Genomic DNA, 20852 nt, shown 5'->3' with positions numbered 1-20852 from the left:
TGTGTGGCGTAGTTGCGGGGGCGTGACATGCGTAAGCAGGATCTGGGTTTCGACTATCACCGCTATCACCGCCTGCTGCTCGAGGCGGACGACGATGGCAAGCGGCTGGCCCTGATCGAGCTCTTGATCGAGGAAAAGGCGCGTGACCGCCTCGCCGCCCAGCGCGCTTCGGACCGCGCCGCCATGACGGCCCACACCATCGCTACCGTGCTAAAGAACGGGCGCCAGTGAAACGAGTGATTGCGCTACGGTGCCCGCAAACGCGGCATCAATTGCCATTTCGTTAACGATCCCTCGAAAGCTCGCGTCAAACTTTTTGCTCTAGGAGTTCCCTCACCTGATCCAATTCAGGGGCAACAAAGGGGGGAATGAACATGAGCATGATTTCGATCGCCGCGATGCCGGCCACCATCGAAACCCGTTTGGCCGATTCTTCATTCAAGACCATCTTGCTGTTTTGCTGCACGGGCCTGGTCGCCTCGTTCGGCCTGATGGCGCGCGGCATCGATCTCGGCGCCGGCCTGATGTGAGACCGCAACAAATTCCGTTGCGAAATGGCCGCCCCTGACGGGCGGCCATTTTTGTTTTGGTCTCAGTGCGGCGTCTTCGCTGCCGCTTCCGGAAACATCGAATCGATCATCGCCCTGAGCTGATCGATCGAAATCGGCTTGCGCAGGATCGGCCGCCGTCGGAGCAAGGACGGCAGCAGCTCCGGACCGTAGCCCGTGGCGAACAAAAACGGCTTGCCGCGACGCTCGATCAGGTCGGCGACCGGATCGACGTAGACCCCCTTGAGATTGATGTCGAGGATCGCAAGATCGTACTGCGCGGTCATGGCGAAAGCACTGGCGTCCCGCACATTGTCCGCTTCCGCGGCGACGTGGTGGCCGAGTTCCTCCACCATGTCCGCCATCATCATCCGGATCAACGTCTCGTCTTCGACCAGGAAAACGGAGAGTCCGTCCGCCATATCAACCCCGCAATCAGCTTCCGAAGCTAATCATAACCGAATCGCGAAGAGGATTCACGAATTCGTGGCGGGGGCCGTTAATTCGGACACGCCCGATCCGATTCAACTTGATCAATCCAGTCCTCGTTCGTGGCTGAGCCGCACCATCTCCTGTACGAAGACCTGCTTCTGCTTGTCATCGAGGCTCGAATAGAGGGGCTCGGCGGCGTCGGCGACATTGCGCTGGTCGGCAGCGCGGTCGATGAGGAATTGGGCCTCGTTGCGCATCTGCTCGACGATGTCGTCGGGAGGATCCCGCTTGGCGCGCGCAACCCGCAGGTTGAGCCGCTCAGCACCGTTATGCCCGAGGTAGTGCATGGCGCTCGAGAATCCGTACCAGTGCTTCTCCTGCTCGGGCGTGAGGTTCAGTTCGGTCTTGATCCGCTCAATATAGGAGTCGCTGTTGGTGACGATCTGGTCGGCGGTCAATTGCGGCGCGCCGGTCTGGGTCAGGACCGTGACATCCTGCGGAGCGTTCTTCGCCTCCTTGCTCGCCTTGGCGCCCTTGCCCGCCTTGGCGCTCTTGGCATCCTTGTCCTTGCCGGCGCCCTGCTTGGCGTCCTTGGCCGCATCCTTGCTTGCGTCCTTGCTCGCATCCTTGGCTGCAGGCGCCTGATTGCCATTATTGCCAACGCCGAGCACGCCGGTGAAAACGCCGACCACACCGCCGATCGCGCCGCCAAGCACGCCGCCGACCGGACCTGCCGCCTTGTTCCCGGCCGCCGCTCCTTCCTGAACCCCTTTGACCAGGCCCTGAGCGTTCGCCACCGCGGCTGCGCCGAGCAGCAACACGAAAACGGACCCCAGCGCGAACCATCGTCGCAGGTTAAGCCGCGCGAGCGGCGCCGGGTTGATCATTCTGGTCTCCATCTCGATCTGATTAGGCTGTTGGGGGTGAGAACCACTCGCCAGTTGCAACTCTATCGTTTTCACCGCTTCGAGGTCTAGCCACCGACAATTGCTATCCACGCCCGAAAAGTGTTTGGCCCGAGGCGCTTATGCAGGCTTATTCGAAACTGCGGCGTAATTGCGCATGCATCGGCCGGGCAGGTCGGCGCAAAGTGTGCGTCGCAAAATGACCGATCGTGGTTCATGGCCTGCGCAGGACATCGAGGGCACTGCCACCTTCCCGGACACAACGTTAGTTCTAGGCGCAAGTCGTTCGGTTTTCTCGACAGACGCAATCAATCATGATCTGATCGCGCTACCAATTTGCCTTCGAAGCCGACGGCATCAATAAGAAACGTCGAACAAGAAACTTTCAAAAAGAAAGCAGAACTCGGAAGAGTTCAGAGGAAACGCCAGAACAATAAAACACCCAAGCGAGGAAACGAGATGTCACGCAAGACACTGACGCGACGTCAATTTGTGGCTGCCACTGCAATGTCCTCCACGGCGCTGATCGCGGCGCCCTATGTCCGAGGCGCTTACGCTGCCGGCAAACTTTCGATCGGCTTCTGGGACCACTGGGTGCCCGGCGCCAACGATGCCTCGACCGCTCTCGTCAAGGAATGGGGCGAGAAGGAGAAGGTCGAGGTTTCGATCGACTACATCACCAGCAACAACAAGAAGATCGAGCTGACCGCAGCGGCCGAAGCCCAGGCCAAGTCCGGTCACGACATTCTCCAGATGCCGAGCTGGTGGCCGCACGCTTATTCCGAGAATCTCGAACCGCTCAACGACGTCATGGAGCCGCTCATCAAGCAGAACGGCGAGGTGAACGACACCGTCAAATATCTCGGGCGGTCGGGCGGCAAATGGCTCGCAGTGCCCGCGACGCCGGGAAGCCAGATCAAGGGCCCCTGCTCCCGCATAGATCTGATGAAGAAACACGCCGGCATCGACGTGCAGGAGATGTATCCGGTCGGCGCTCCGCCGAAGGCGGACAACTGGACCATGGAGACGTTCCTGAAGGCGGCCGAGGCCTGCCACAAGGCCGGCTTCCCCTTCGGCATCGGTCTCGGCGAGACCACCGACAGCGTCGACACTGCCGGCGCGATCTTCCAGTCGTTCGGCGCCGAGCTCGTCAACGCCAAGGGCGATATCACCGTCAAGACCGACGCGGTGCGGCAGGCGCTCGAATTCTACAAGAAGCTGATCGCCGTCCTGCCCACCGACGCGCCGTCCTGGGACGATGCCTCCAACAACAAATGGCTGATCTCAGGCCGCGGCGCGATGATCCTGAATCCGCCGAGCGCCTGGGCGGTCGCCAAGCGCGACGCACCGCAAGTCGCCGAACAGTGCTGGACGCACGGCTTCCCGTCCGGTCCGAAGGGCCGTTTTGCGCCCTTCCTGCCATACTTCTGGGGCGTCTGGGCCTTTGGCAAGAACAAGGAAGCGGCCAAGAGCTTGCTCGTTCACCTGTCCTCGCCAGCGGCGATCGAGAAGTTCGTCGCGGCGAGCGGCGGGTACGATCTCCCGGCCTACGCGAACATGACGAAGTTCAAGACCTGGGCCGAGGAAGGGCCGCCGAAGGGCACGCTCTTCCACTATCCGGATCCCTACAAGCAGCAGACGATGTCGATCGCCGCGTCTCCGGCGCCGCCGAAGATCGCCCAGCAGATCTACTTCCAGGCGACGCTGACCAAGATGGCGCTGCGCTTTGCGCAGGGAGAGAAGCTGGAGACGGCGCTCGCCTGGGCCGAGGGCGAGTGCGAAGGCTTCATGCGGACCTGAGCGGGGTATGTGCCATGGCGGTTCACGCTTCGCGCGTGAGCAGCCGAGGCACCCCTCGCTCGAGCCGCTTGCCGAACGAAGCCGACGGCAGCGCCGGCTTCGCCGTTCCAGATGTCCTGCTAGGTGTCCTGCAAAGAGGCTAAATTCATGGCCGATGTCGTCGTTGAGCAAGGCCGTCCCGCTCGAGCTGCGAGCCCGCGCAAACGGGCGAGCCTGCGCAATGCAATGGGACGGAAATCGACCGTAGCGTTCTTCCTGACGCTGCCGCTGATCCTCCTGATCGCCCTGCTCGTGCTTTATCCCGCCTTCTATTCGGTCTACCTGGCGACGCTGAACAAGGCGATGACGAAGTTCGTCGGCCTCAGCAACTTCACCTTCCTGTTCAAGCGCGAAACGTTCTGGATGGTGGTGAGACAGTCCTGCATTTTTGCGATCACCGCCGTGGTCTTCAAAGCGCTGATCGGCTTCATCGTCGCGCATTTCGTCCACAACATTCCCGGCAAGAAGCAACGTAAATGGCGCGGCATGCTGCTGGTGCCCTGGGTGATCCCGCCGGCGATGAGCACGCTGGCATGGCTGTGGCTGTTCGACCCCTCCTACAGCGCCTTCAACTATACGCTCTCGTTCTTCGGCATCGGTCCCATCCCGTGGCTCGGTGATACCTTCTGGGCGCGTTTCTCCGTCATCCTCGTCAACGTCTGGTACGGCGCGCCGTTCTTCCTGATCATGTACCTGGCCGCGTTGAAATCCGTACCCGATCAGCTCTACGAAGCCGCAGCAATCGACGGCGCCAATTGGTGGCAGAAGATCTGGCACATCACCTTGCCGATGATGCGCAACATCATCGCCATCACCACGCTGTTCTCGCTGATCGTCACTTTCGCCAATTTCGACATCGTGCGCATCCTCACCTCCGGCGGTCCGCTCGACCGGACGCACCTGTTCGCCACCTGGGCGTTCCAGGTCGGCATCCAGAGCAGCGACATTCCGCTCGGCGCCTGCGTCTCGCTGTTCATGGTGCCGATCCTCGCCGTCGCAGCGGTCTTCATCCTGCGCGATGTCAACAAACGTGGGAACGAAGCCTGATGAGCACGCTCGCAATCGACAAGGCCGGACCGACACGCAAGGTCAAGCTTCGAAGCATGAGCCGCGACCGCATCTGGGCGCTGCGCTGGTCCTACTTTTTCCTGGTGCTGTTTGCGATCTTCTTTCTGATCCCGCCGATCTACATGCTGATCACCTCGCTCAAGAGCAGCGCGGAGATCTCGGCCGCCACCAATCCGTGGTGGGTATTTCATCCGACCCTCTCGAATTATGTCGAGCTACTGACCTCGAACCAGTTCCTGCGATTCTTCTGGAATTCGTCGATGATCTCGATCGTGGTCGTGATCGTGACGATGTTGATCAGCATTCCGGCGGCGTTTGCATTGGCGCGGATGAAGTTCTGGGGCTCGGCGACGCTCGCGACCGGCGTGTTCCTGACCTATCTCATTCCGGACAGCCTTCTGTTCATTCCGCTGTTCAAGGTGCTCGCGACCGTCCAGGAGTTCACCGGCATCCCCCTGCTCAACCGGTGGTACGTGCTGGTGTTCATCTATCCGACGCTGACCGTGCCGTTCTGCACCTGGATCATGATCGGTTATTTCGCCTCGATCCCGAAGGAGCTGGACGAGGCGGCTCTGATCGACGGCGCCTCCTGGCTGCAGACCCTGACGCGGATTTTCATCCCCGTTGCCCTGCCCGGCCTGATCGCAGCGACCATCTTCGCCTTCACCGTGTCCTGGGCGCAGTTCCTCTATCCGCTGGTGTTCACGACATCCATCGACCAGCTCGTGCTGCCGGTCGGCATCACCACCACGCTGATCAAGGGCGACGTCTTCAACTGGGGTCAGATCATGACCGGCGCGCTGCTGGGCGCAGCCCCGCCGCTGGTCATCTACGCCTTCCTGATGGACTATTACATTGCCGGCCTGACCGCCGGCGCGACAAAGGGTTGATGTCTTATGGCTGAGGTTGCGTTGCGGAAAGTGATCAAGCGTTACGACGACGTCGAGGCGGTACGCGGCATCGATCTCGACATCTCCGATCATGAGTTCATCGTGCTCGTCGGCCCCTCCGGCTGCGGGAAGTCGACGACGTTGCGGATGATCGCGGGGCTCGAGGACATCACCGACGGCGACATCATGATCGGCGGGGACGTCGTCAACGACGTGCCGCCAAAGGACCGCGACATCGCAATGGTGTTTCAGAATTACGCGCTCTATCCGCACATGACGGTCGCGGAGAACATGTCGTTCGGGCTGCGGCTCAAGCACTATCCCAAGGCCGAGATCAAGGCGCGGGTGACCGAGGCCGCCCGCCTCCTCGACATCACCGACCTGATCGACCGCAAGCCGAAGCAGCTCTCCGGCGGCCAGCGCCAGCGCGTCGCCATGGGGCGGGCCATCGTGCGCAACCCGAAAGTCTTCCTGTTCGACGAGCCGCTGTCCAATCTCGACGCCAAGCTGCGCGTGCAGATGCGGATCGAGATCAAGAAGGTGCACCAGAAGGTCCGAACCACGACGGTCTACGTCACCCACGACCAGGTCGAGGCGATGACGCTGGCCGATCGCGTGGTGGTGATGAACAAGGGTCGGATCGAGCAGATCGGCACGCCGAACGAGCTCTACCACAAGCCGGCGACGCGCTTCGTCGCGGGCTTCATCGGCTCGCCGGCGATGAACTTCATTCCGTGCCGGCTCGAGGAGGTCGGCGGCAAGCTCAACATCCGCCTGACGGACCGCATCTCATTCCCGTTGCCGCCGGCCCGCGCCGCCCGTTACAGCGCACTGCCTCGATCTGAAAACCTGTTGCTCGGCATCCGTCCCGAACATCTCACGGAATCGCATGCGCATCTGGAGCCGGGTGTCGAGACCTTCGACACCGTGCTTGACGTCACCGAGCCGATGGGGATGGAGACGCTGGTCTATTTCGGACTGGAAGGCACGCCCGTCTGCGGCCGCGTCGATCCCAATGCGGGCGCCAAGGACGGGGCACCCATGCGTTTGGCAATGGACCTCAACAATATGCACCTGCTAAACGAGGCGACCGGCGTCGTCTTGTGACGGCCGGCCAAGAAACTCGCGCAGGTAGGGACGATGTCGACCAACAAGAAGAAAATCTTTGTCACGCAAACTTTGTCGCAAGGCGCCCGCGCCCTCCTCACCCAGCGCGATGACATCGAGCTCATCGAGTTTCCGAACCTGATCTCCGCCAGGGATTTCGAGGCATTGCTGAAGAGCCACGCGCCGGTCCATGGCGTGGCGCTCGGCGCCACCGCTTTCGGCGAGACCGAGCTCGAAGCCTCGAAGGACATGAAGGTGGTGACCCGGATCGGCGTCGGTTACGACGCCGTCGACGTACCAGCCCTCTCCCGCCGCAAGGTGCCGCTGATGGTCGCGGGCAGCGCGAACTCGCCCTCGGTCGCAGAGCAGGCGCTGTTCATGATGCTGACACTGGCAAAACGCGCGCAGGAGATGCATTCCTGCGTCAAGGACGGCAAATGGGCCGACCGCCTCGGCATGCTGCCGTTCGATCTCTACGGCAAGACCGTCCTCATCATCGGCTTCGGCCGCATCGGCACCCGCACCGCCAAGCGCTGCCTGGCGATGGACATGAATGTGCAGGTCTATGATCCCTATAAGCCCGCCACAGAGATCAAAGCAGCAGGCTGCGAGCCGGTCGCCGATCTCGATGCCGCGCTGCCGCACGCCGATTTCGTCACCATCCACTGCCCGAAGACGCCAGAGACCGTCGGCCTGTTCGATGCTGACAGGATCGGCCGGATGAAGCCGAAATCCTATCTGATCAACACCGCGCGCGGTGGCATCGTGAAGGAAGCGGCGCTGTATGACGCACTGGTCTCGGGCAAGCTCGCCGGTGCCGGCATCGACGTGTTCGAGGTCGAGCCGCCGCCGGTCAGCAACGCGCTGTTCGCGCTGCCCAACGTCATCATGGCCCCGCATGTCGCCGGCGTCACGGTCGAGGCGGTGAGCCGGATGAGCGAGCAGACCGCGCGCAACATCCTGAGTGTGCTGGACGGCGATCCCATCCGGCAGAACATCATCAATCAGGATGTCCTGGGCTGAGCTGGTCTTCCGGGCGGTTCTTCTGGGCGGACGATCAGTCCGCCCGCCTTCGGAACGCCAGAATGAGTCCCATTTTGGTGCAGATCGAGCCCTCACTCAGCCTTAATCAAACCCGCGTAATAGGTCCGGCCGCGGCGGCAGTGGGACAGACTTGCCGGCCGCGTCGAGCTGGAGGATGGACCCTTGTCAGAGATCGACCCGACCGACCACGCGTTGGCGACCATTGCCAGCATCCTGGAGCACCCTGAACCCGTCCTCGTCGTGCGCGAGACCGAGACCGTGCGCGAAACCGAGACCGTCACCGTGACCGAAATGGTGGTTGCCGGTGAGCATGGGGTCGCGGACGAGCACGCGTTCGTCGACGAGCACCTGACGGTCGATGAGCATCCGGTGGTCGAGGAGCAGCCCCTGGTGCCGGAGCACACCGATGCCGACGGCTACAGCAAGGTCGGCCCCGGGCCGATGGTGGCCATCCGTCTGAAATGGACGGTCCATCGCGGCGATGACGGCCAGTTCTACGTCCACGAGACCATCGGCGAGCAGTCCGTGCCCGTGGTCAGCGGCCCGATGACCGGCGAAGCCGCGGTGCATTTCGTCGACGCGCACGAGGACGAGGCCCATCGGCGCTTCGAAGAGCTGCGCAGCGAAATCGCCGGCCGCAGCTCGCTCGCCGATTACGAGCGCAAGGGCGAAGCCTAGCGCGTTTTCGCGCGACGTGGATGCCGGTTCGGCCTATCGTCGTCCGAGATAATCCTTCTTCACGAGCTCGACGCCTGCGTGCCGCAACAGGTCGTAGGCTGTCGTGACGTGAAAGAAGAACTGCGGGACGCTGAAGGTCAGCAGCAGCGTCCGCCCGGTGAACGGCAACTCGGTCCCGTTCTTCAGCCTGAAGAAGACGTTCCGTTCCGCCGCAGCATCGATCTCCGCGCGCGGCAGGCTTTCGATGAACTCGATTGACGTCGCAATGCGGGCCTGGAGCCCGGCCATGTCGTGCTCCAGCACCGGCAGCGTCACCGGCTCCTGCTCGGCCAGCAAGGCCGCGGCGACTGTGGCGTGGCGGCAGGCCTCACCGATCTGTTGCGCCAGATCGTACATGTCGGGTGCCATGCGCATGCCGAGCAGGACGGCCGGATTGAACTTCCGCGCTTCGGCATAGGCAACGCCCTTGTCGAGCAGTGCGGACAGGTTGCGCAGATACGGCACGAAGAGTCCGACCGAGGCGTCATACATCGAGATCGTCACTTCAAAATTCCCTTCACTTCCGCCTCGCCAGCGACGGGCATCTGGTCTAAATCCAAGCCTCAAGACAGGCATCGAGAGCTGCACAATGACAGCTTGGGCATGGGTGGAAAAGAGATGATCGTTCGAATGACCAGTCGAATTCTGGCGACTTTGGCCGTGGTCCTGCTGGCAAGCCTATCTGCCCACGCACAGCAGGCGGCGCCGTCCCGCCTCGACGAGATCGTCAAGCGCGGTACTTTGCGCATCGGCATGACCGGCGACTACAAGCCCTTCACCTATCTCGACAAGACGACGCAGCAATTCAGTGGCTTCGATGTCGACATGGCGGAGGCGCTCGGCAAGGCGCTCGGCGTCAAGGTCGAATTCGTGCCGACGGCCTGGCCGAAGCTGATGAAGGATTTCGAGGCCGATCAGTTCGACATCGCCATGGGCGGCGTCTCGGTCACGCTGGACCGGCAGAAGAAGGGCTTCTTCTCCACGCCGATCATGCGCGAGGGCAAGACGCCGATCGCGCGCTGTGCCGATGTCGGCAAATACCAGAGCATCACCGACATCGACAAGAAGGGCACCCGCGTCATCGTCAATCCCGGCGGCACCAACGAGCGCTTCGCGCGTGCCAACATCAAGGACGCCGACATCACAGTCTTCCCGGACAATACCGTGATCTTCGACGAGATCGCCAAGGGCAATGCCGACCTGATGATGACGGACGCCTCCGAGACGCGCTACCAGCAAAAGCAGCATCAAGGCGTGCTCTGCGCGGTGCATCCCGAAAAGCCGTTCGACTTCTCCGAGAAGGCCTATTGGCTCCAGCGCGACATGGCGCTGAAGGCGTTCGTCGACCAATGGCTGCACATTTCCATGCAGGACGGCAGCTACAAGAAGATCTACGCCGCCTGGTTCGACTAGGCGATACCCGCGCTGCGTGCGCCTTACGTCACTCCAGGCGCGCGCGGAAGAAGGCCACGACCGCGCCATTGAACTCGTCGTGAAACGCTTTTCGATTGAACCCGGGCGGATCGGTGCAAAGAATCGGCGCTGTTTCGGCCAGTTCAGGCGCGCATGGCGCGATAAAGGAGAAATGCGCGGAGTTGGGCACGATCCGATAATCGGGCCGTGCGGGAAGAAGGGCTTCCAGCGCATCGACAGCATCGGGCGTGACGCCGTCGCCACCGAGCGCTGAACGCCACAACATAATTGGGATCGTTAGATCGGCGAGGCGCTCTCGGCTGAAGAGACCATCAAGAAGTGGCGGATCCGCCAAGATGGCCGCTCTGACACGGGGATCGTGGACTGCCGGCTCGGTTGGCATCCGGCCCTCGCGAATGTCCCGACATTTCGGCGTCGTGCCTCCCTCTCTCTCGCAGAGCCGGGCCAGCGCGCCGAAGTCAGGGTTGCCGCCGATCACGACGAGACCGGTATAGGCGCCGCGCGAGAACCCGAACAGGCCAATCCGCCGGGGGTCCAGGACCGCCGCTTCCTTCCATGCGCCGAGCATGAAACTCGTGAGCCGTTTCATGTCGGTGGGACGCTGCATAAGGACGGAGAACTCGTCCGTCCGGCTGCTGTCCCTGGCATTGTCGCCGGGATGGCTGATGGCAGCGACCACGAATCCGGCATCAGCAAGTGCGGCCGCGGTATCGTTGTGCGTGAGAAACGAGCCGCGGCGCCCGTGCGAGACAACGATCAGTGGCAATCGATTGCCCGCGACCGGACAGTCCTTTACGCCCGGCACAATGACTCCGCGGCCCAATGCGACCTCGGAGGGCGCCGCCGTGCAAGGTGTCCACGCCATGCCCTTGAGGGCGAGCCCGTCGGCATCCGCGGGTACCTCGATGAATTGAAGTCCGGCCGCTTGCGCCAAGGTCGCACCTAGACAGCAGGCCGCGATCAGAATGATTGTGGCAAGTGGCCGTGGCATGAGCGTGTACTTTCAAACTATTCAACCAGGACGGTTGTACTTGCCCATTCTGTATCCGTCCAGATGCGGGCCACGCCGCTGTCCAACTTTGGACCCGCTCCGGTGTTATTGAACCCGAAACCGCCGGACCACGACTCATACGGTGACAGTGATCTAGGTCACTTTTTGCGATCGAACCGGCGCGTAAGCGTCGGTGCGGGGACCACCTGTTTCAGGAGATGCGAAATGAGGAAGCTGTTGGCCACGGCCGCATTCCTTTTGGCGAGCACCGCTGCGCAGGCGCAGTACACTTTCGACTATGGCGGGCGCACCATCCGCATCGATCCCGACCGCGGCACGGTGCAAATCCCCGGCGTCTACGACAACACCGGCCAGGGCAAGGCGAAGAAGGCCAAGAACGATGCCAAGGGGGCTCCCAAAGCGGACCCGCAGGCACCGCAACAAGCCAAGGTTGACCCGCAGCCACCGGCTAATCCAGCACCGGTCACGGCGCCTCCGGCGGCCGAGCAGACCCCTGTCCAAGCTCCGGTCCAAGCTCCCGTGGCCGTCGCGCCTCCGGCCCCGCCGGCACCTCCGGCCACCACGGCTAACGATGCTCGGGCCGAAGACGCGCTTGTGCCGCCGCCTCAGCCAGCCCCGAGTGCTGCCCCGACGGTGGCGGCAGTCCCGCCCGCACCGCCTCCGCCGCCCGCCCCGACGGTCGCAGCCGCGCCTCCGGCGCCGCCTCCCGTCCCGGCGCCTGCGCCTGCCCCCGTTCAGTCGGCTGCCGTCGCGCCGCCGGCTCCCGCAACAGCGCCCACGCGCGACCTCAATTCGCCGCTCGGCGTCTGGCTCACCGAGGAGAAGGAAGGCAAGGTCCGGATCGAGCAATGCGGCAGCAATCTGTGCGGCTACTCGGTCGATTCGAAATCGAACCAGAATGGCGAGCAGGTTCTGATCAACATGAAGCCCGGCAAAGACCAGAACAAGGACCCAAAATGGTCCGGCCGCATCCTCGATCCGAACTCCGGCTCGACCTACGATTCAACCATCGCGCTGAAGGGCACCGATCGCCTGCGCGTGCAGGGCTGCGCCTTCGGCGGCATGTTCTGCGGCGGCCAGACCTGGACGCGGGTGAACTGACTTCGGGGCGACACTCTGACCGACGCAAGGGGGCCCGCAGCGCGGGTCCCTTTTGCTTTTGTCGTCAAATCGATTGCGACGTGCGCGACATCACAGGGCCCGTCGCGCGCGTGACAACCCTCACATCGCCGGTTCCGCGTCCGTGACACGATCCCGCATGATCAACCCTAGGGGCGTGTCATGAACGGATTTCGCAAGGCTCTCTTCGCCACAATCATCGTCATCGCGTTGCCGGCCGCGCAGGCCAGCGCCAGCACTTTCGACGGCGCATGGAATGTCCGCATCTCGTCGTCGAGCGAGACCTGCGGTAACGGCTCGACCGTCGCCATCGGCATCAACAACGGTCAGATCGCCTCGAGCAGCGCAATGGTGACGGCGTCAGGCCGCGTCGCAGATGCCGGCAGCATCAACGTTACCTTGAGCACCGGCATCAAGCGCGCCGTCGGCTTCGGCCGGCTCAGCGGCACTTCGGGCTCCGGCACCTGGCGCGGCAGCATGTGCACGGGCACGTGGACGGCGGAGCGGATGTAGGATGCTGTGTCCCGGACGCGGTGCAGCGTGCAACGCTGCTCCGCAGAGCCGGGACCCAACGTTCTTCGTGGGTCCCAAATCTCTGGGTCCCGGATCGACGCCGCATCGCCTTGTAGCGATGCGTCTTGTCCGGGAGGCTAGCCGACGGCCGCCCCATACTCCGCGTCGGTCACCGGCTCCAACCAGGTCGAGAACACGCCGTCGAGCGCTTCCTGCATGGCGATGTGGGTCATGCCATTCGTCGGCGACCCGCCGTGCCAGTGCAGCTCGCCCGGTGGAATCCAGACGGTGTCGCCGGGACGGATCTCCCTGATCGGCCCGCCCTTGGACTGGACCCGGCCGACTCCCGAAATCACATAGAGCGTCTGCCCGAGCGGATGGTGGTGCCAGTTGGTGCGCGCGCCCGGTTCGAACGAGACGCGCGAGCAGTTCAGCCGCGCCGGGGCGGGCGCCATGATCACGGGGTCCTGCCACACGGTGCCGGTGAAGTGTTCCCCGGGCGCACGGCGTGTCGGCCGCGTGCCTGCTACAGTGATGTCCATTGGATTTACCTCGTTTCCTTACCGATTACTTCTTGCTTGCGGCGTAGCGCGCCTTGGTCTCGGCGTTCATGGGATAGAGGCCCGGGAGCACCGCGCCATTGTTCACCTCGTTGACGATCCAGGCTTCCATCCGCTCCTGCTCGACGCCCTCATTGAGCACGTGTTCGAGCATCGCCTGCGGGATCAGCACGCAGCCGTCCTGGTCGGCGACCACGATGTCGTTCGGGAACACCGCAACGCCGCCGCAGCCGATCGGCTCGCCCCAGCCGACGAAGGTCAGGCCGGCAACCGACGGCGGCGCGGCATAGCCGTCGCACCAGACCGGCAGATTAGTGCCGAGCACGCCCTCGACGTCACGCACGACACCGTCGGTGACGAGTGCGGTGACGCCGCGCTTCATCATGCGCGCGCACAGGATGTCGCCGAAGATGCCGGCGTCGGTGATGCCCATGGCATCGACCACGGCGATGCAGCCCTCCGGCATCGCCTCGATCGCGGTGCGGGTCGAGATCGGCGACGACCAGGATTCCGGCGTCGCCAGATCCTCGCGCGCCGGCACGAAGCGCAGCGTGAAGGCCGGTCCCACCAGGCGCGGCAGACCCGGGCGCAGCGGACGCGCGCCGCGCATCCAGATGTTGCGCAGGCCCTTCTTCAGCAGGACCGTGGTGATGGTAGCAGTGGTGATGCCGGCGAGGGTCTTGCGGGCTTCGGGGGACAGCGACATGGAAACAGACGAGCTCCGGGATGGGCGGGAAAGAACGCGCGCATCTTGCGGGGTGCGGGCCTTGCGTCAAGGGCCAACAAGCTACCAATCATGCAGGGCCGCAGCGCAGTTATGCGTCGCGATAACAAGGCTTTATCGCCTCCCCCTGCATTAATTTATTGGACTTGCGGGCGCATTTACGCGAAGCAGGAACAAGCGGAGCTCAAGGCCGAGCCCGCGTATCTCCAGAAGCCCGATTTCGACAGCCCATGTCCGCGACGCTTCCCCCGCCCCGCCTTCTGCCCAGTGGCGACAGCGCCGTCACGGTCGAGTTCAGCCGTACCATCGACGACGACGCCAACCAGCGCGTGCTGGCGCTCGACAAGGCGCTCGCAGCAAGCCCGATCGATGGCATCACGGAGTCCGTGCCGACCTATCGCTCGCTGCTGGTGCATTACGATCCCGGCAGGATCGGCTTCGACGCACTTGGCGAAAAGCTGCTCGCGCTCGCCAGCCAGCCGCTGCCGCCGGCCACCAGGGCGCGCCGCTGGCGCATTCCCGTCGCCTATGGCGGCGAGCACGGCATCGACCTCGAGGACGTCGCGAAGACGCTGAACACCACACCCGACGACATCGTCGCGCGCCACGTCGCCGGCGACTATAAGGTCGCCATGATCGGCTTCACGCCGGGCTGGTCCTATCTCAGCGGCCTCGACAAATCCCTGCAGATGTCGCGACGGCAGAATCCGCGGCTGCTGACGCCTGCCGGCACGATCTCGATCGGCGGCATCCAGGCCGGAATCCAGTGCCTGGCAGCGCCGAGCGGCTGGCACCTGCTCGGCCGCACGCCGGTGCGGACCTATCAGCTCCACCGCAATCCGACCTTCCTCACCGAACCCGGCGATCGCGTGACGTTTTTCGCCATCGACCACAAGACGTTCGAGGAACAGGACCGCGCCGCCGAGGCCGGCGAGATCATCGCCGAGCAGGTGGTCGCATGAGCCGGCTCGTGATCGCCAGCATCGGGCCCGCAAGCTCGGTCCAGGACGGCGGACGCCATGGCGCGCAACGCTATGGCCTGACGGTCAGCGGAGCGATGGACCGCCTCTCGCTCGCGGCAGCAAACACGCTTGTCGGCAACGAACCGTTTGCAGCCGCTGTCGAGGTCGGCCCGTTCGGCGCCTCGTTCACCGCGCGCGACGGTGCCGTGCGCGTCGCGATCTCAGGCGCGCCGCGCAATGCGGACGTCGCCGGCAGTCCAGTCGCCATGGACACATCGGTGACGCTGAAGGACGGCGAGACGCTGACGCTGGGTTTTGCTCGCGGCGGTGCGTTCACTTATCTGGCGATCGAAAGCGGGATCAAGGGCGAGCCGGTGTTCGGCAGTCTCGCGGTCAACGCCCGTGCCGGTCTCGGCAGCCCCTACCCGCGCCCGTTGCAGGCCGGCGACGAATTCACCGTCGATGCCGCAAGCGGTGCACCGGAACTGCGTATCGAATTGCCGAAGCCATCGAGCGGTCCGATCCGCGTACTGCTCGGACCGCAGGACGACGAATTCGACGACGCCAACAAGGCGCTGTTCCTCGACAGCGAGTGGAAGATCTCGGCGACGTCAGATCGCATGGGCTACCGGCTGGAAGGTGCCGCGATCAAGCATCTGCACGGCCACAACATCGTCTCCGACGGCACGGTCAACGGCAGCATCCAGGTGCCCGGCAACGGCGCGCCGATCGCGCTGATGATGGATCGCGGCACCTCCGGCGGCTACCCGAAGATCGCGACCGTGATCACGGCCGATGTCGGCCGCCTCGCGCAGACCTCGGCGGGAACGGCGTTCCGCTTCAAGGCGGTCAGCATGGCCGAGGCGCAGGACGAGGCAAGGAAGTTTGCGCAATTGATCCGCAACCTGCCCGATCGCCTGCGCTCCGCCGACACTGTCGCGCTCAACATCGAAGCGCTCAGCGATGCCAACGTCGCGGGCTATGCTGTCAGTGCCGTCGACGCCGGGACCTGGCAGGTCGCGGCCGAGCCGTAAACGACAAGACGATCAGAGACGGAGAGCACCCCATGAAGACGATCGATCTCAATTGCGATCTCGGCGAAGGTTTTGGCGCGTGGGAGATGGGCAACGATGCCGCCATGATCGAACTGGCGAGCTCGGTCAATGTCGCCTGCGGCTTCCACGCCGGCGATCCCGATATCATGCGCCGGACGGTCGAGCTGGCGAAAGCGCGCGGCGTCTCGGTCGGCGCGCATCCTGGCTATCGCGACCTGCACGGCTTCGGCCGCCATCCGATCGCGGGCCTGAAGGCCTCCGAGATCGAGAACCTCGTCGCCTACCAGATCGGCGCGTTGCAGGCGATCGCGACCGCGGCCGGCCACAAGGTCACGCACGTGAAGGCGCACGGCGCGCTCTCCAACGTCGCCTGCGAGGACGACATGACCGCGAAGGCGATCGCCGCCGGCATCAAGGCGGTCGACCCGAGCCTGATTTTCGTCGTGCTCGCCAATTCGAAGCTGGTGAAGGCCGGTGAAGCCGCCAATCTGCCGATGGTGCATGAGGTGTTCGCCGACCGCGCCTATGAGGACGACGGCAATCTCGTCTCGCGCAAGAAGGAGGGCGCGGTGCTGCATGATGCCAAGGCGATCGCCGACCGCGTGGTGCGCATGGTGCAGGACGGTGCGGTGGTTTCGGTCACGGGCAAGGTCATCAAGATGCGAACCGACACGGTGTGCATCCACGGCGATACGCCCGGCGCAGTCGAGATCGCGCGCGGCCTGCGTCAGGCTTTGAAGGATGCAGGGATCGAGGTCGCGCCGTTCAAGCGCGGGGCGTGAGGTTGGTCCGTAGGGTGGGTTAGCGAAGCGTAACCCACCATGGCTCAGCGCATGCGGAACGAAGTTGGTGGGTTACGCCTTCGGCTAACCCACCCTACGCGGGTCATCAGAACGGGTGCACCGAGAGCGTGCCGAACACGATGGCGGCGATGACCGCGAAGGCGCTGTACATCGCGGCATGATGCACACTCGCCCCGGTCCGCCGCGAGAGCGAGCGCGCGTAGAAGTGCAGCCTGGCTTCCGCCGATAGTTCGCGCATGGTCGATCTCCAACGCCCCATTTGCGGGATTATGAGGGATCAACCGGGGTGGCGGGCAAGAGTCCCGCGGAAATAGCGATGCGCGTTCTCTGAAAACGCCGCACCGCAGGAGCAAATTCTCCTCGCCCCCAGGTTCCGAGAATCTTATTCGTTCAATCCGAGCCAGTTGGAACCGGCTCGGATGACGGCAGGATGACAGCTAGTAGACGTCAGCCTGGAAGCGGCCCGTCTTCTTGAGCTCGGCGACAAAACTGACGGCTTCGTCGGTCGAGCGTGCCCCGAACTGGGCGACGATATCGACCAGCGCGCGCTCGACGTCCTTGGCCATGCGCTTGGCATCGCCGCAGATGTAGAGATGCGCCCCCTCGGCGAGCCACGTCCACAGCTCGCGGCCGACCTCGCGCATGCGATCCTGCACATAGAACTTCTTCTCGCCGTCGCGCGACCAGGCCAGCGACATGCGCGTGAGCAGGCCCGAGGTCTTCATCGCGTTGAGCTCCTCCTGGTAGAAGAAGTCGCAATCGCTGCGCTGATGGCCGAAGAACAGCCAGTTCTTGCCGGGCGCACCGGTCGCCTTGCGGTCGAACAGGAAGGCGCGGAACGGCGCAATGCCGGTGCCGGGGCCGATCATGATGATCGGCGTCTTCGGATCCTGCGGCAGGCCGAAATTGTGCGCCCTCTGCACATAGACCTTGAGCTTCTCGCCCTCCGCGATGCGCTCGCCGAGGAAGGTCGAAGCAACGCCGATACGCTTGCGCTTGCCGATCACGTAGCGCACGGAATCGACCGTCAGCGACAACTTTCCAGGCGTCGCATTGTGCGACGACGAGATCGAATAGAGCCGCGGCTGCAGCGGCTCCAGCGCCTCGACGAAGGCTTCAGGATGCGGCCGCGTGCCCGAGAACTTCTGCAGCGCCGCCATGACGTCGAGCGTGGCGGCATCGCCATCGGGATCCTCGCCCTGCGCCAGTGCCCGCGCCCTCTCGCGCTGCGCGCCGCCAGTGATGAAGGAGAGCAGTTCGAACAGCGTGTCGGGCGCCGGCGACAGCGAGACGTCGTCGATCAGCACCTCGCGCAGCGTCTTGCCATTGACCTTGGTGGTGTGGGACGCGCCGAGCAACGCGATGACCTGGTCGACGAGACCGAGCTCGTTGCGCGCGAACACGCCAAAACTGTCACCGACGACATAGTCGAGCTTGCTCTCGGAGAGATCGAACTCGACGTGATAGGTTTCCTTCTCGGACTTTCCCTTGTTGAGAAGACGGCGCGACAGGAAGGTCGCCGCAACAGGGTTGTCGCGCGAGCGGCCGGGCTCGGCGATCGTCACGGTCACGGCGGGGGCCGCCACAGCGTCTTGCTTGTCGCCAGCCTTTGCCGCCGGCGCCTTGTCCAGCTCTTCATGCAGTGACTTCAGCATCCGCGCGGTTTCCTTGCCGCCGGGGACGCAAAGGTTGAGCCGCGCTTCACTGCGGCTCGCGATCGCCTCCGAATAGTCGTGGCAATTGTAGCCGCACTGCCCGCAATCCTGCTGCGCCATCGCCGCCATCATCTTGCGCCGCACGGGACGGCCTTCGGCGAGTTTCATCCGATCGGCGATCGGCATGGTCTGGTCGTGCCACGGCGCTTCACCGTCATCACCATCACCAGCCTGCATGACAGCAGCGCCCTGCTCGGCCGACAGCGGCGTGGCCGCGTCAGGCGACAGCAGCCCGGCAAAGAAGCCGTTCAGCCAGGAGCGTTGCGCGTCGGAGAACGGGGCACTCGTGGGAATGATGTCTAGTTTGGGTGGAGGGCTGATCTGGTTCATGAAGACACCTCGGCATCGGCAAGCTTGCGCAGCGTCTCGCCGTCGTGGCGGCGCGCAAAGGACAGGAACGTCTCGTCGGGAGACGAGCGATGGGCGATATAGGCCTTGAGCAACCCTTCGACCGTCTTCGGCGCGTCTTCGGCCTTGAGGTCGTGGTAGACCTCCTGCCCGACGTCGGCGTCAGGACCGAACCCGCCGCCGGTGAAGAGATGATAGCCCTCGACAGTGTCCTCGTCGTTCACCGGCACGCGCGCTCCGATCAGGCCGATGTCGCTGATGTAGTGCTGGGCACAGGAATGATGGCAGCCGGTGACGTGGATGTTGACCGGCTTGTCCATCTCGACGCGCGGCTCGCACCAGTCGCCGATCTCGGCGGCGTGGCGTTTGGTGTTGGAGGCAGCGAAGCGGCAACCGGCATTGCCGGTGCAGGCGATCAGGCCGGCGCGGATGTGCGACGCCTCGACCGCGAGCCCGATCTGCTTGATCGCCGCGATGGCAAGCTCGACATTCTCGTCGCGCACCCCTGATATCAGCAGGTTTTGCCAGACGGTCAGACGGATCTCGCCGTCGCCGAGGTCCCGCGCCACCTTGGCGAGGCCCCGCATCTGATCGCAGCTGATCTTGCCGAGCGTCAGCGACACGCCGATCCAGTTCAAGCCGTTCTGCTTCTGCTTGTGCGCGCCGATATGCGCCATGCGGTCCGCGGCCGGTCGCGGCGCAAACGCCTCTTCCGGCACGCGCGTGAATGGCGTCTTCAGCCGCTCTTCGACGAGCTTGAGGAAACCGTCATGGCCCATGGCGTCGAGCACGTATTTCAACCGCGCCTTGTTGCGGTTGGTGCGGTCGCCATGCTCGATGAAGACGCGCACGATGGCGTCGGCAACGGCGGTCGCGTTTTCAGGCTTCACGACGATGCCGGAATATTTGGCAAAGTCCTTGTGGCCGGTGATGCCGCCGAGGCCGAGGCGGAACCAGGTCCCGGGCTCGACGCCAAAGCCGTCCTTCACCTCATACGCCGTGAAAGCGATGTCGTTGGTCTCCTCGAGCACGGCGATCCTGCCGGCACCGTCGAAGGCGACGTTGAACTTGCGCGGCAAGCCATACAACGAGCGATCGTTCAGGATGTGGTAGTGCCACTCGCGCGCATAAGGCCGTGTGTCGATCAGCTCCTGCGGATCGATGCCCGCCGTCGGCGTTCCCGTCACGTTGCGGATGTTGTCGGCGCCGGAGCCGCGCGAGCACAGGCCGAGGTCCTGAATGCCCTCGATCAGCTTCACGGCGTTCTTCGGCGGGATCTCGCGAAGCTGCAGGTTGGCGCGCGTCGTGACGTGGCTGTAGGGACCGCACGTTTCATCGGCGAGATCGGCAAGGCCGGTCAGCTGCCAATGCTTCATGATGCCGTTCGGAATGCGCAGACGGCACATGTAGGAGTCCTGCGTCGGCGCGACGTAGAAGATGCCGTAATAGCGCCAGCGGAAATTGTCCGCCGGGCTCGGCGGCGTATTGTCGAGCGCCTGCTGGCGGAGACGCGGATACGCATCGAAGGGATGCTCGTCGCGCTTGACCTTCTCCTGGTCGGCGAGCTTCTTGCCCGCGGCGATGACCTTGTCCTGCGCCTTGATGTGCACGGCATCGGGACCGGTCGGCTCGGTGTTCGCCTTGCCGGCGCCGCCGCCGAGACCGCGACCGACGCGACTGATCTGCAGACCGGTCGTGAAGCCTTCGAGATAGCGTTTCTGGTCGTCGGTAAAGTCGACTGAGACGGTGTCGAGTTTCATGGTCAGTAACGAAGCTCCTGCGGCCACCTGGGTGGTATCGACGGAAAGTGCACGACCCGCGAGGAGCTCGGCTGGCTCGAGAGCCGGCTGTGCACCCAACGGTCCGATCAGCTTCGTTGCTGGGGACTGGCGCAGCAGGCATCTGTGACAGGCTGGCCGCACTGCAACATTCAAGTTGCGTGCCAGCTTCGACGAAATGAAAATGTGTGTAGTATCAGGTAATTAAGAGCGCCTTGGGGAACTCTTGGCTCTGGAACTCTTATGAAATTCGAGCAGTCGGCCTAAAATTTAGACTCG

The 20852-nt window shown here is 63.8% G+C and carries 23 protein-coding genes; 14 read left to right on the top strand and 9 right to left on the bottom strand.

The features are described 5' to 3' along the window. Positions 1-27: 27 nt before the first annotated feature. Positions 28-231: a hypothetical protein gene (locus BRA1253DRAFT_RS02955; protein WP_007590943.1), complete on the top strand. Its 204-nt coding sequence runs from the start codon at positions 28-30 to the stop codon at positions 229-231. Positions 232-374: 143 nt separating this feature from the next. Beyond that, positions 375-530, top strand: a complete 156-nt coding sequence (locus tag BRA1253DRAFT_RS44260; RefSeq protein WP_007590942.1) for a hypothetical protein — start codon at positions 375-377, stop codon at positions 528-530. A 62-nt stretch (positions 531-592) separates the two neighbouring features. Here BRA1253DRAFT_RS44260 and BRA1253DRAFT_RS02950 read toward each other — a convergent pair whose 3' ends face one another. Both BRA1253DRAFT_RS02950 and BRA1253DRAFT_RS02945 read right to left on the bottom strand, forming a co-directional pair. Further along, a complete protein-coding gene (locus tag BRA1253DRAFT_RS02950) occupies positions 593-970 on the bottom strand; it encodes a response regulator (RefSeq protein ID WP_007590941.1) in 378 nt (125 codons plus the stop codon). Positions 971-1081: 111 nt separating this feature from the next. Then, positions 1082-1867, bottom strand: a complete 786-nt coding sequence (locus BRA1253DRAFT_RS02945) for a Spy/CpxP family protein refolding chaperone (protein WP_007590931.1) — start codon at positions 1865-1867, stop codon at positions 1082-1084. A gap of 477 nt (positions 1868-2344) precedes the next feature. On the opposite strand from BRA1253DRAFT_RS02945, the gene BRA1253DRAFT_RS02940 reads away from it, so the two are divergent. The 6 genes from BRA1253DRAFT_RS02940 to BRA1253DRAFT_RS44255 all read left to right on the top strand — a co-directional run bounded on the left by BRA1253DRAFT_RS02940 (position 2345) and on the right by BRA1253DRAFT_RS44255 (position 8511). After that, positions 2345-3685, top strand: a complete 1341-nt coding sequence (locus BRA1253DRAFT_RS02940; RefSeq protein ID WP_007590930.1) for an ABC transporter substrate-binding protein — start codon at positions 2345-2347, stop codon at positions 3683-3685. A gap of 147 nt (positions 3686-3832) precedes the next feature. Beyond that, positions 3833-4771, top strand: a complete 939-nt coding sequence (locus BRA1253DRAFT_RS02935; protein ID WP_007590928.1) for a carbohydrate ABC transporter permease — start codon at positions 3833-3835, stop codon at positions 4769-4771. Continuing rightward, complete coding sequence (locus tag BRA1253DRAFT_RS02930; RefSeq protein ID WP_007590926.1) at positions 4771-5682, top strand: carbohydrate ABC transporter permease; 912 nt, start codon at positions 4771-4773, stop codon at positions 5680-5682. The genes BRA1253DRAFT_RS02935 and BRA1253DRAFT_RS02930 overlap by 1 nt, the downstream gene beginning before the upstream one ends. Before the next feature lie 6 nt (positions 5683-5688). After that, on the top strand, positions 5689-6789 hold the full coding sequence (locus BRA1253DRAFT_RS02925) for an ABC transporter ATP-binding protein (protein ID WP_007590924.1): 1101 nt from the start codon (positions 5689-5691) through the stop codon (positions 6787-6789). 33 nt (positions 6790-6822) lie between these two features. After that, entirely contained in the window at positions 6823-7812 is a 990-nt protein-coding gene (locus BRA1253DRAFT_RS02920; protein ID WP_007590922.1) for a hydroxyacid dehydrogenase, read from the top strand. Positions 7813-7995: 183 nt separating this feature from the next. Continuing rightward, the gene (locus BRA1253DRAFT_RS44255; protein ID WP_007590921.1) at positions 7996-8511 is read left to right on the top strand and encodes a hypothetical protein; all 516 of its coding nucleotides are present in this window, start codon (positions 7996-7998) and stop codon (positions 8509-8511) included. Between the two features lie 33 nt (positions 8512-8544). On the opposite strand, the gene BRA1253DRAFT_RS02910 is transcribed toward BRA1253DRAFT_RS44255, so the two are convergent. Next, positions 8545-9042: a DUF1993 family protein gene (locus BRA1253DRAFT_RS02910; protein WP_007590920.1), complete on the bottom strand. Its 498-nt coding sequence runs from the start codon at positions 9040-9042 to the stop codon at positions 8545-8547. 138 nt (positions 9043-9180) lie between these two features. Here BRA1253DRAFT_RS02910 and BRA1253DRAFT_RS02905 point away from each other — a divergent pair, with 138 nt between their 5' ends. After that, entirely contained in the window at positions 9181-9963 is a 783-nt protein-coding gene (locus BRA1253DRAFT_RS02905) for a transporter substrate-binding domain-containing protein (RefSeq protein ID WP_088941271.1), read from the top strand. Positions 9964-9991: 28 nt separating this feature from the next. Here the strand turns inward: BRA1253DRAFT_RS02905 and BRA1253DRAFT_RS02900 are convergent, their stop codons facing one another. Further along, the gene (locus BRA1253DRAFT_RS02900) at positions 9992-10918 is read right to left on the bottom strand and encodes a dienelactone hydrolase (protein WP_245285852.1); all 927 of its coding nucleotides are present in this window, start codon (positions 10916-10918) and stop codon (positions 9992-9994) included. A 282-nt stretch (positions 10919-11200) separates the two neighbouring features. On the opposite strand from BRA1253DRAFT_RS02900, the gene BRA1253DRAFT_RS02895 reads away from it, so the two are divergent. Both BRA1253DRAFT_RS02895 and BRA1253DRAFT_RS02890 read left to right on the top strand, forming a co-directional pair. Then, positions 11201-12097 (top strand): DUF2147 domain-containing protein, encoded by an 897-nt coding sequence (locus BRA1253DRAFT_RS02895; RefSeq protein WP_007590917.1) that lies wholly within the window; start codon positions 11201-11203, stop codon positions 12095-12097. A 180-nt stretch (positions 12098-12277) separates the two neighbouring features. After that, positions 12278-12628, top strand: coding sequence for a hypothetical protein (locus BRA1253DRAFT_RS02890; protein ID WP_007590916.1), 351 nt, complete (start codon positions 12278-12280; stop codon positions 12626-12628). A 137-nt stretch (positions 12629-12765) separates the two neighbouring features. Here the strand turns inward: BRA1253DRAFT_RS02890 and BRA1253DRAFT_RS02885 are convergent, their stop codons facing one another. Further along, the gene (locus BRA1253DRAFT_RS02885; protein WP_007590914.1) at positions 12766-13170 is read right to left on the bottom strand and encodes a cupin domain-containing protein; all 405 of its coding nucleotides are present in this window, start codon (positions 13168-13170) and stop codon (positions 12766-12768) included. 25 nt (positions 13171-13195) lie between these two features. After that, the gene (locus tag BRA1253DRAFT_RS02880) at positions 13196-13894 is read right to left on the bottom strand and encodes a ribonuclease activity regulator RraA (protein ID WP_007590912.1); all 699 of its coding nucleotides are present in this window, start codon (positions 13892-13894) and stop codon (positions 13196-13198) included. Between the two features lie 248 nt (positions 13895-14142). On the opposite strand from BRA1253DRAFT_RS02880, the gene pxpB reads away from it, so the two are divergent. The 3 genes from pxpB to BRA1253DRAFT_RS02865 are packed head-to-tail and all read left to right on the top strand — an operon-like array spanning position 14143 to position 16711. After that, positions 14143-14874, top strand: a complete 732-nt coding sequence (pxpB, locus tag BRA1253DRAFT_RS02875) for a 5-oxoprolinase subunit PxpB (RefSeq protein ID WP_007590911.1) — start codon at positions 14143-14145, stop codon at positions 14872-14874. Then, entirely contained in the window at positions 14871-15908 is a 1038-nt protein-coding gene (locus BRA1253DRAFT_RS02870) for a biotin-dependent carboxyltransferase family protein (RefSeq protein ID WP_007590910.1), read from the top strand. Before pxpB ends, BRA1253DRAFT_RS02870 begins: the two co-directional genes overlap by 4 nt. A 32-nt stretch (positions 15909-15940) precedes the next feature. Then, positions 15941-16711, top strand: a complete 771-nt coding sequence (locus tag BRA1253DRAFT_RS02865; protein ID WP_007590909.1) for a LamB/YcsF family protein — start codon at positions 15941-15943, stop codon at positions 16709-16711. A 106-nt stretch (positions 16712-16817) separates the two neighbouring features. Here the strand turns inward: BRA1253DRAFT_RS02865 and BRA1253DRAFT_RS42620 are convergent, their stop codons facing one another. The 3 genes from BRA1253DRAFT_RS42620 to BRA1253DRAFT_RS02855 form a co-directional block, all read right to left on the bottom strand. Further along, a complete protein-coding gene (locus BRA1253DRAFT_RS42620) occupies positions 16818-16970 on the bottom strand; it encodes a hypothetical protein (protein ID WP_007590908.1) in 153 nt (50 codons plus the stop codon). A gap of 199 nt (positions 16971-17169) precedes the next feature. Then, positions 17170-18777, bottom strand: a complete 1608-nt coding sequence (locus tag BRA1253DRAFT_RS02860; RefSeq protein ID WP_007590907.1) for a sulfite reductase subunit alpha — start codon at positions 18775-18777, stop codon at positions 17170-17172. Beyond that, positions 18774-20555, bottom strand: a complete 1782-nt coding sequence (locus BRA1253DRAFT_RS02855; RefSeq protein ID WP_007590903.1) for a NirA family protein — start codon at positions 20553-20555, stop codon at positions 18774-18776. The genes BRA1253DRAFT_RS02860 and BRA1253DRAFT_RS02855 overlap by 4 nt, the downstream gene beginning before the upstream one ends. Positions 20556-20852 lie beyond the last annotated feature (297 nt).

Source organism: Bradyrhizobium sp. WSM1253 (genome assembly GCF_000244935.1).
In the GTDB taxonomy this organism is placed as follows: domain Bacteria; phylum Pseudomonadota; class Alphaproteobacteria; order Rhizobiales; family Xanthobacteraceae; genus Bradyrhizobium; species Bradyrhizobium canariense.
This window is presented reverse-complemented; position numbering and strand designations above follow the sequence as displayed.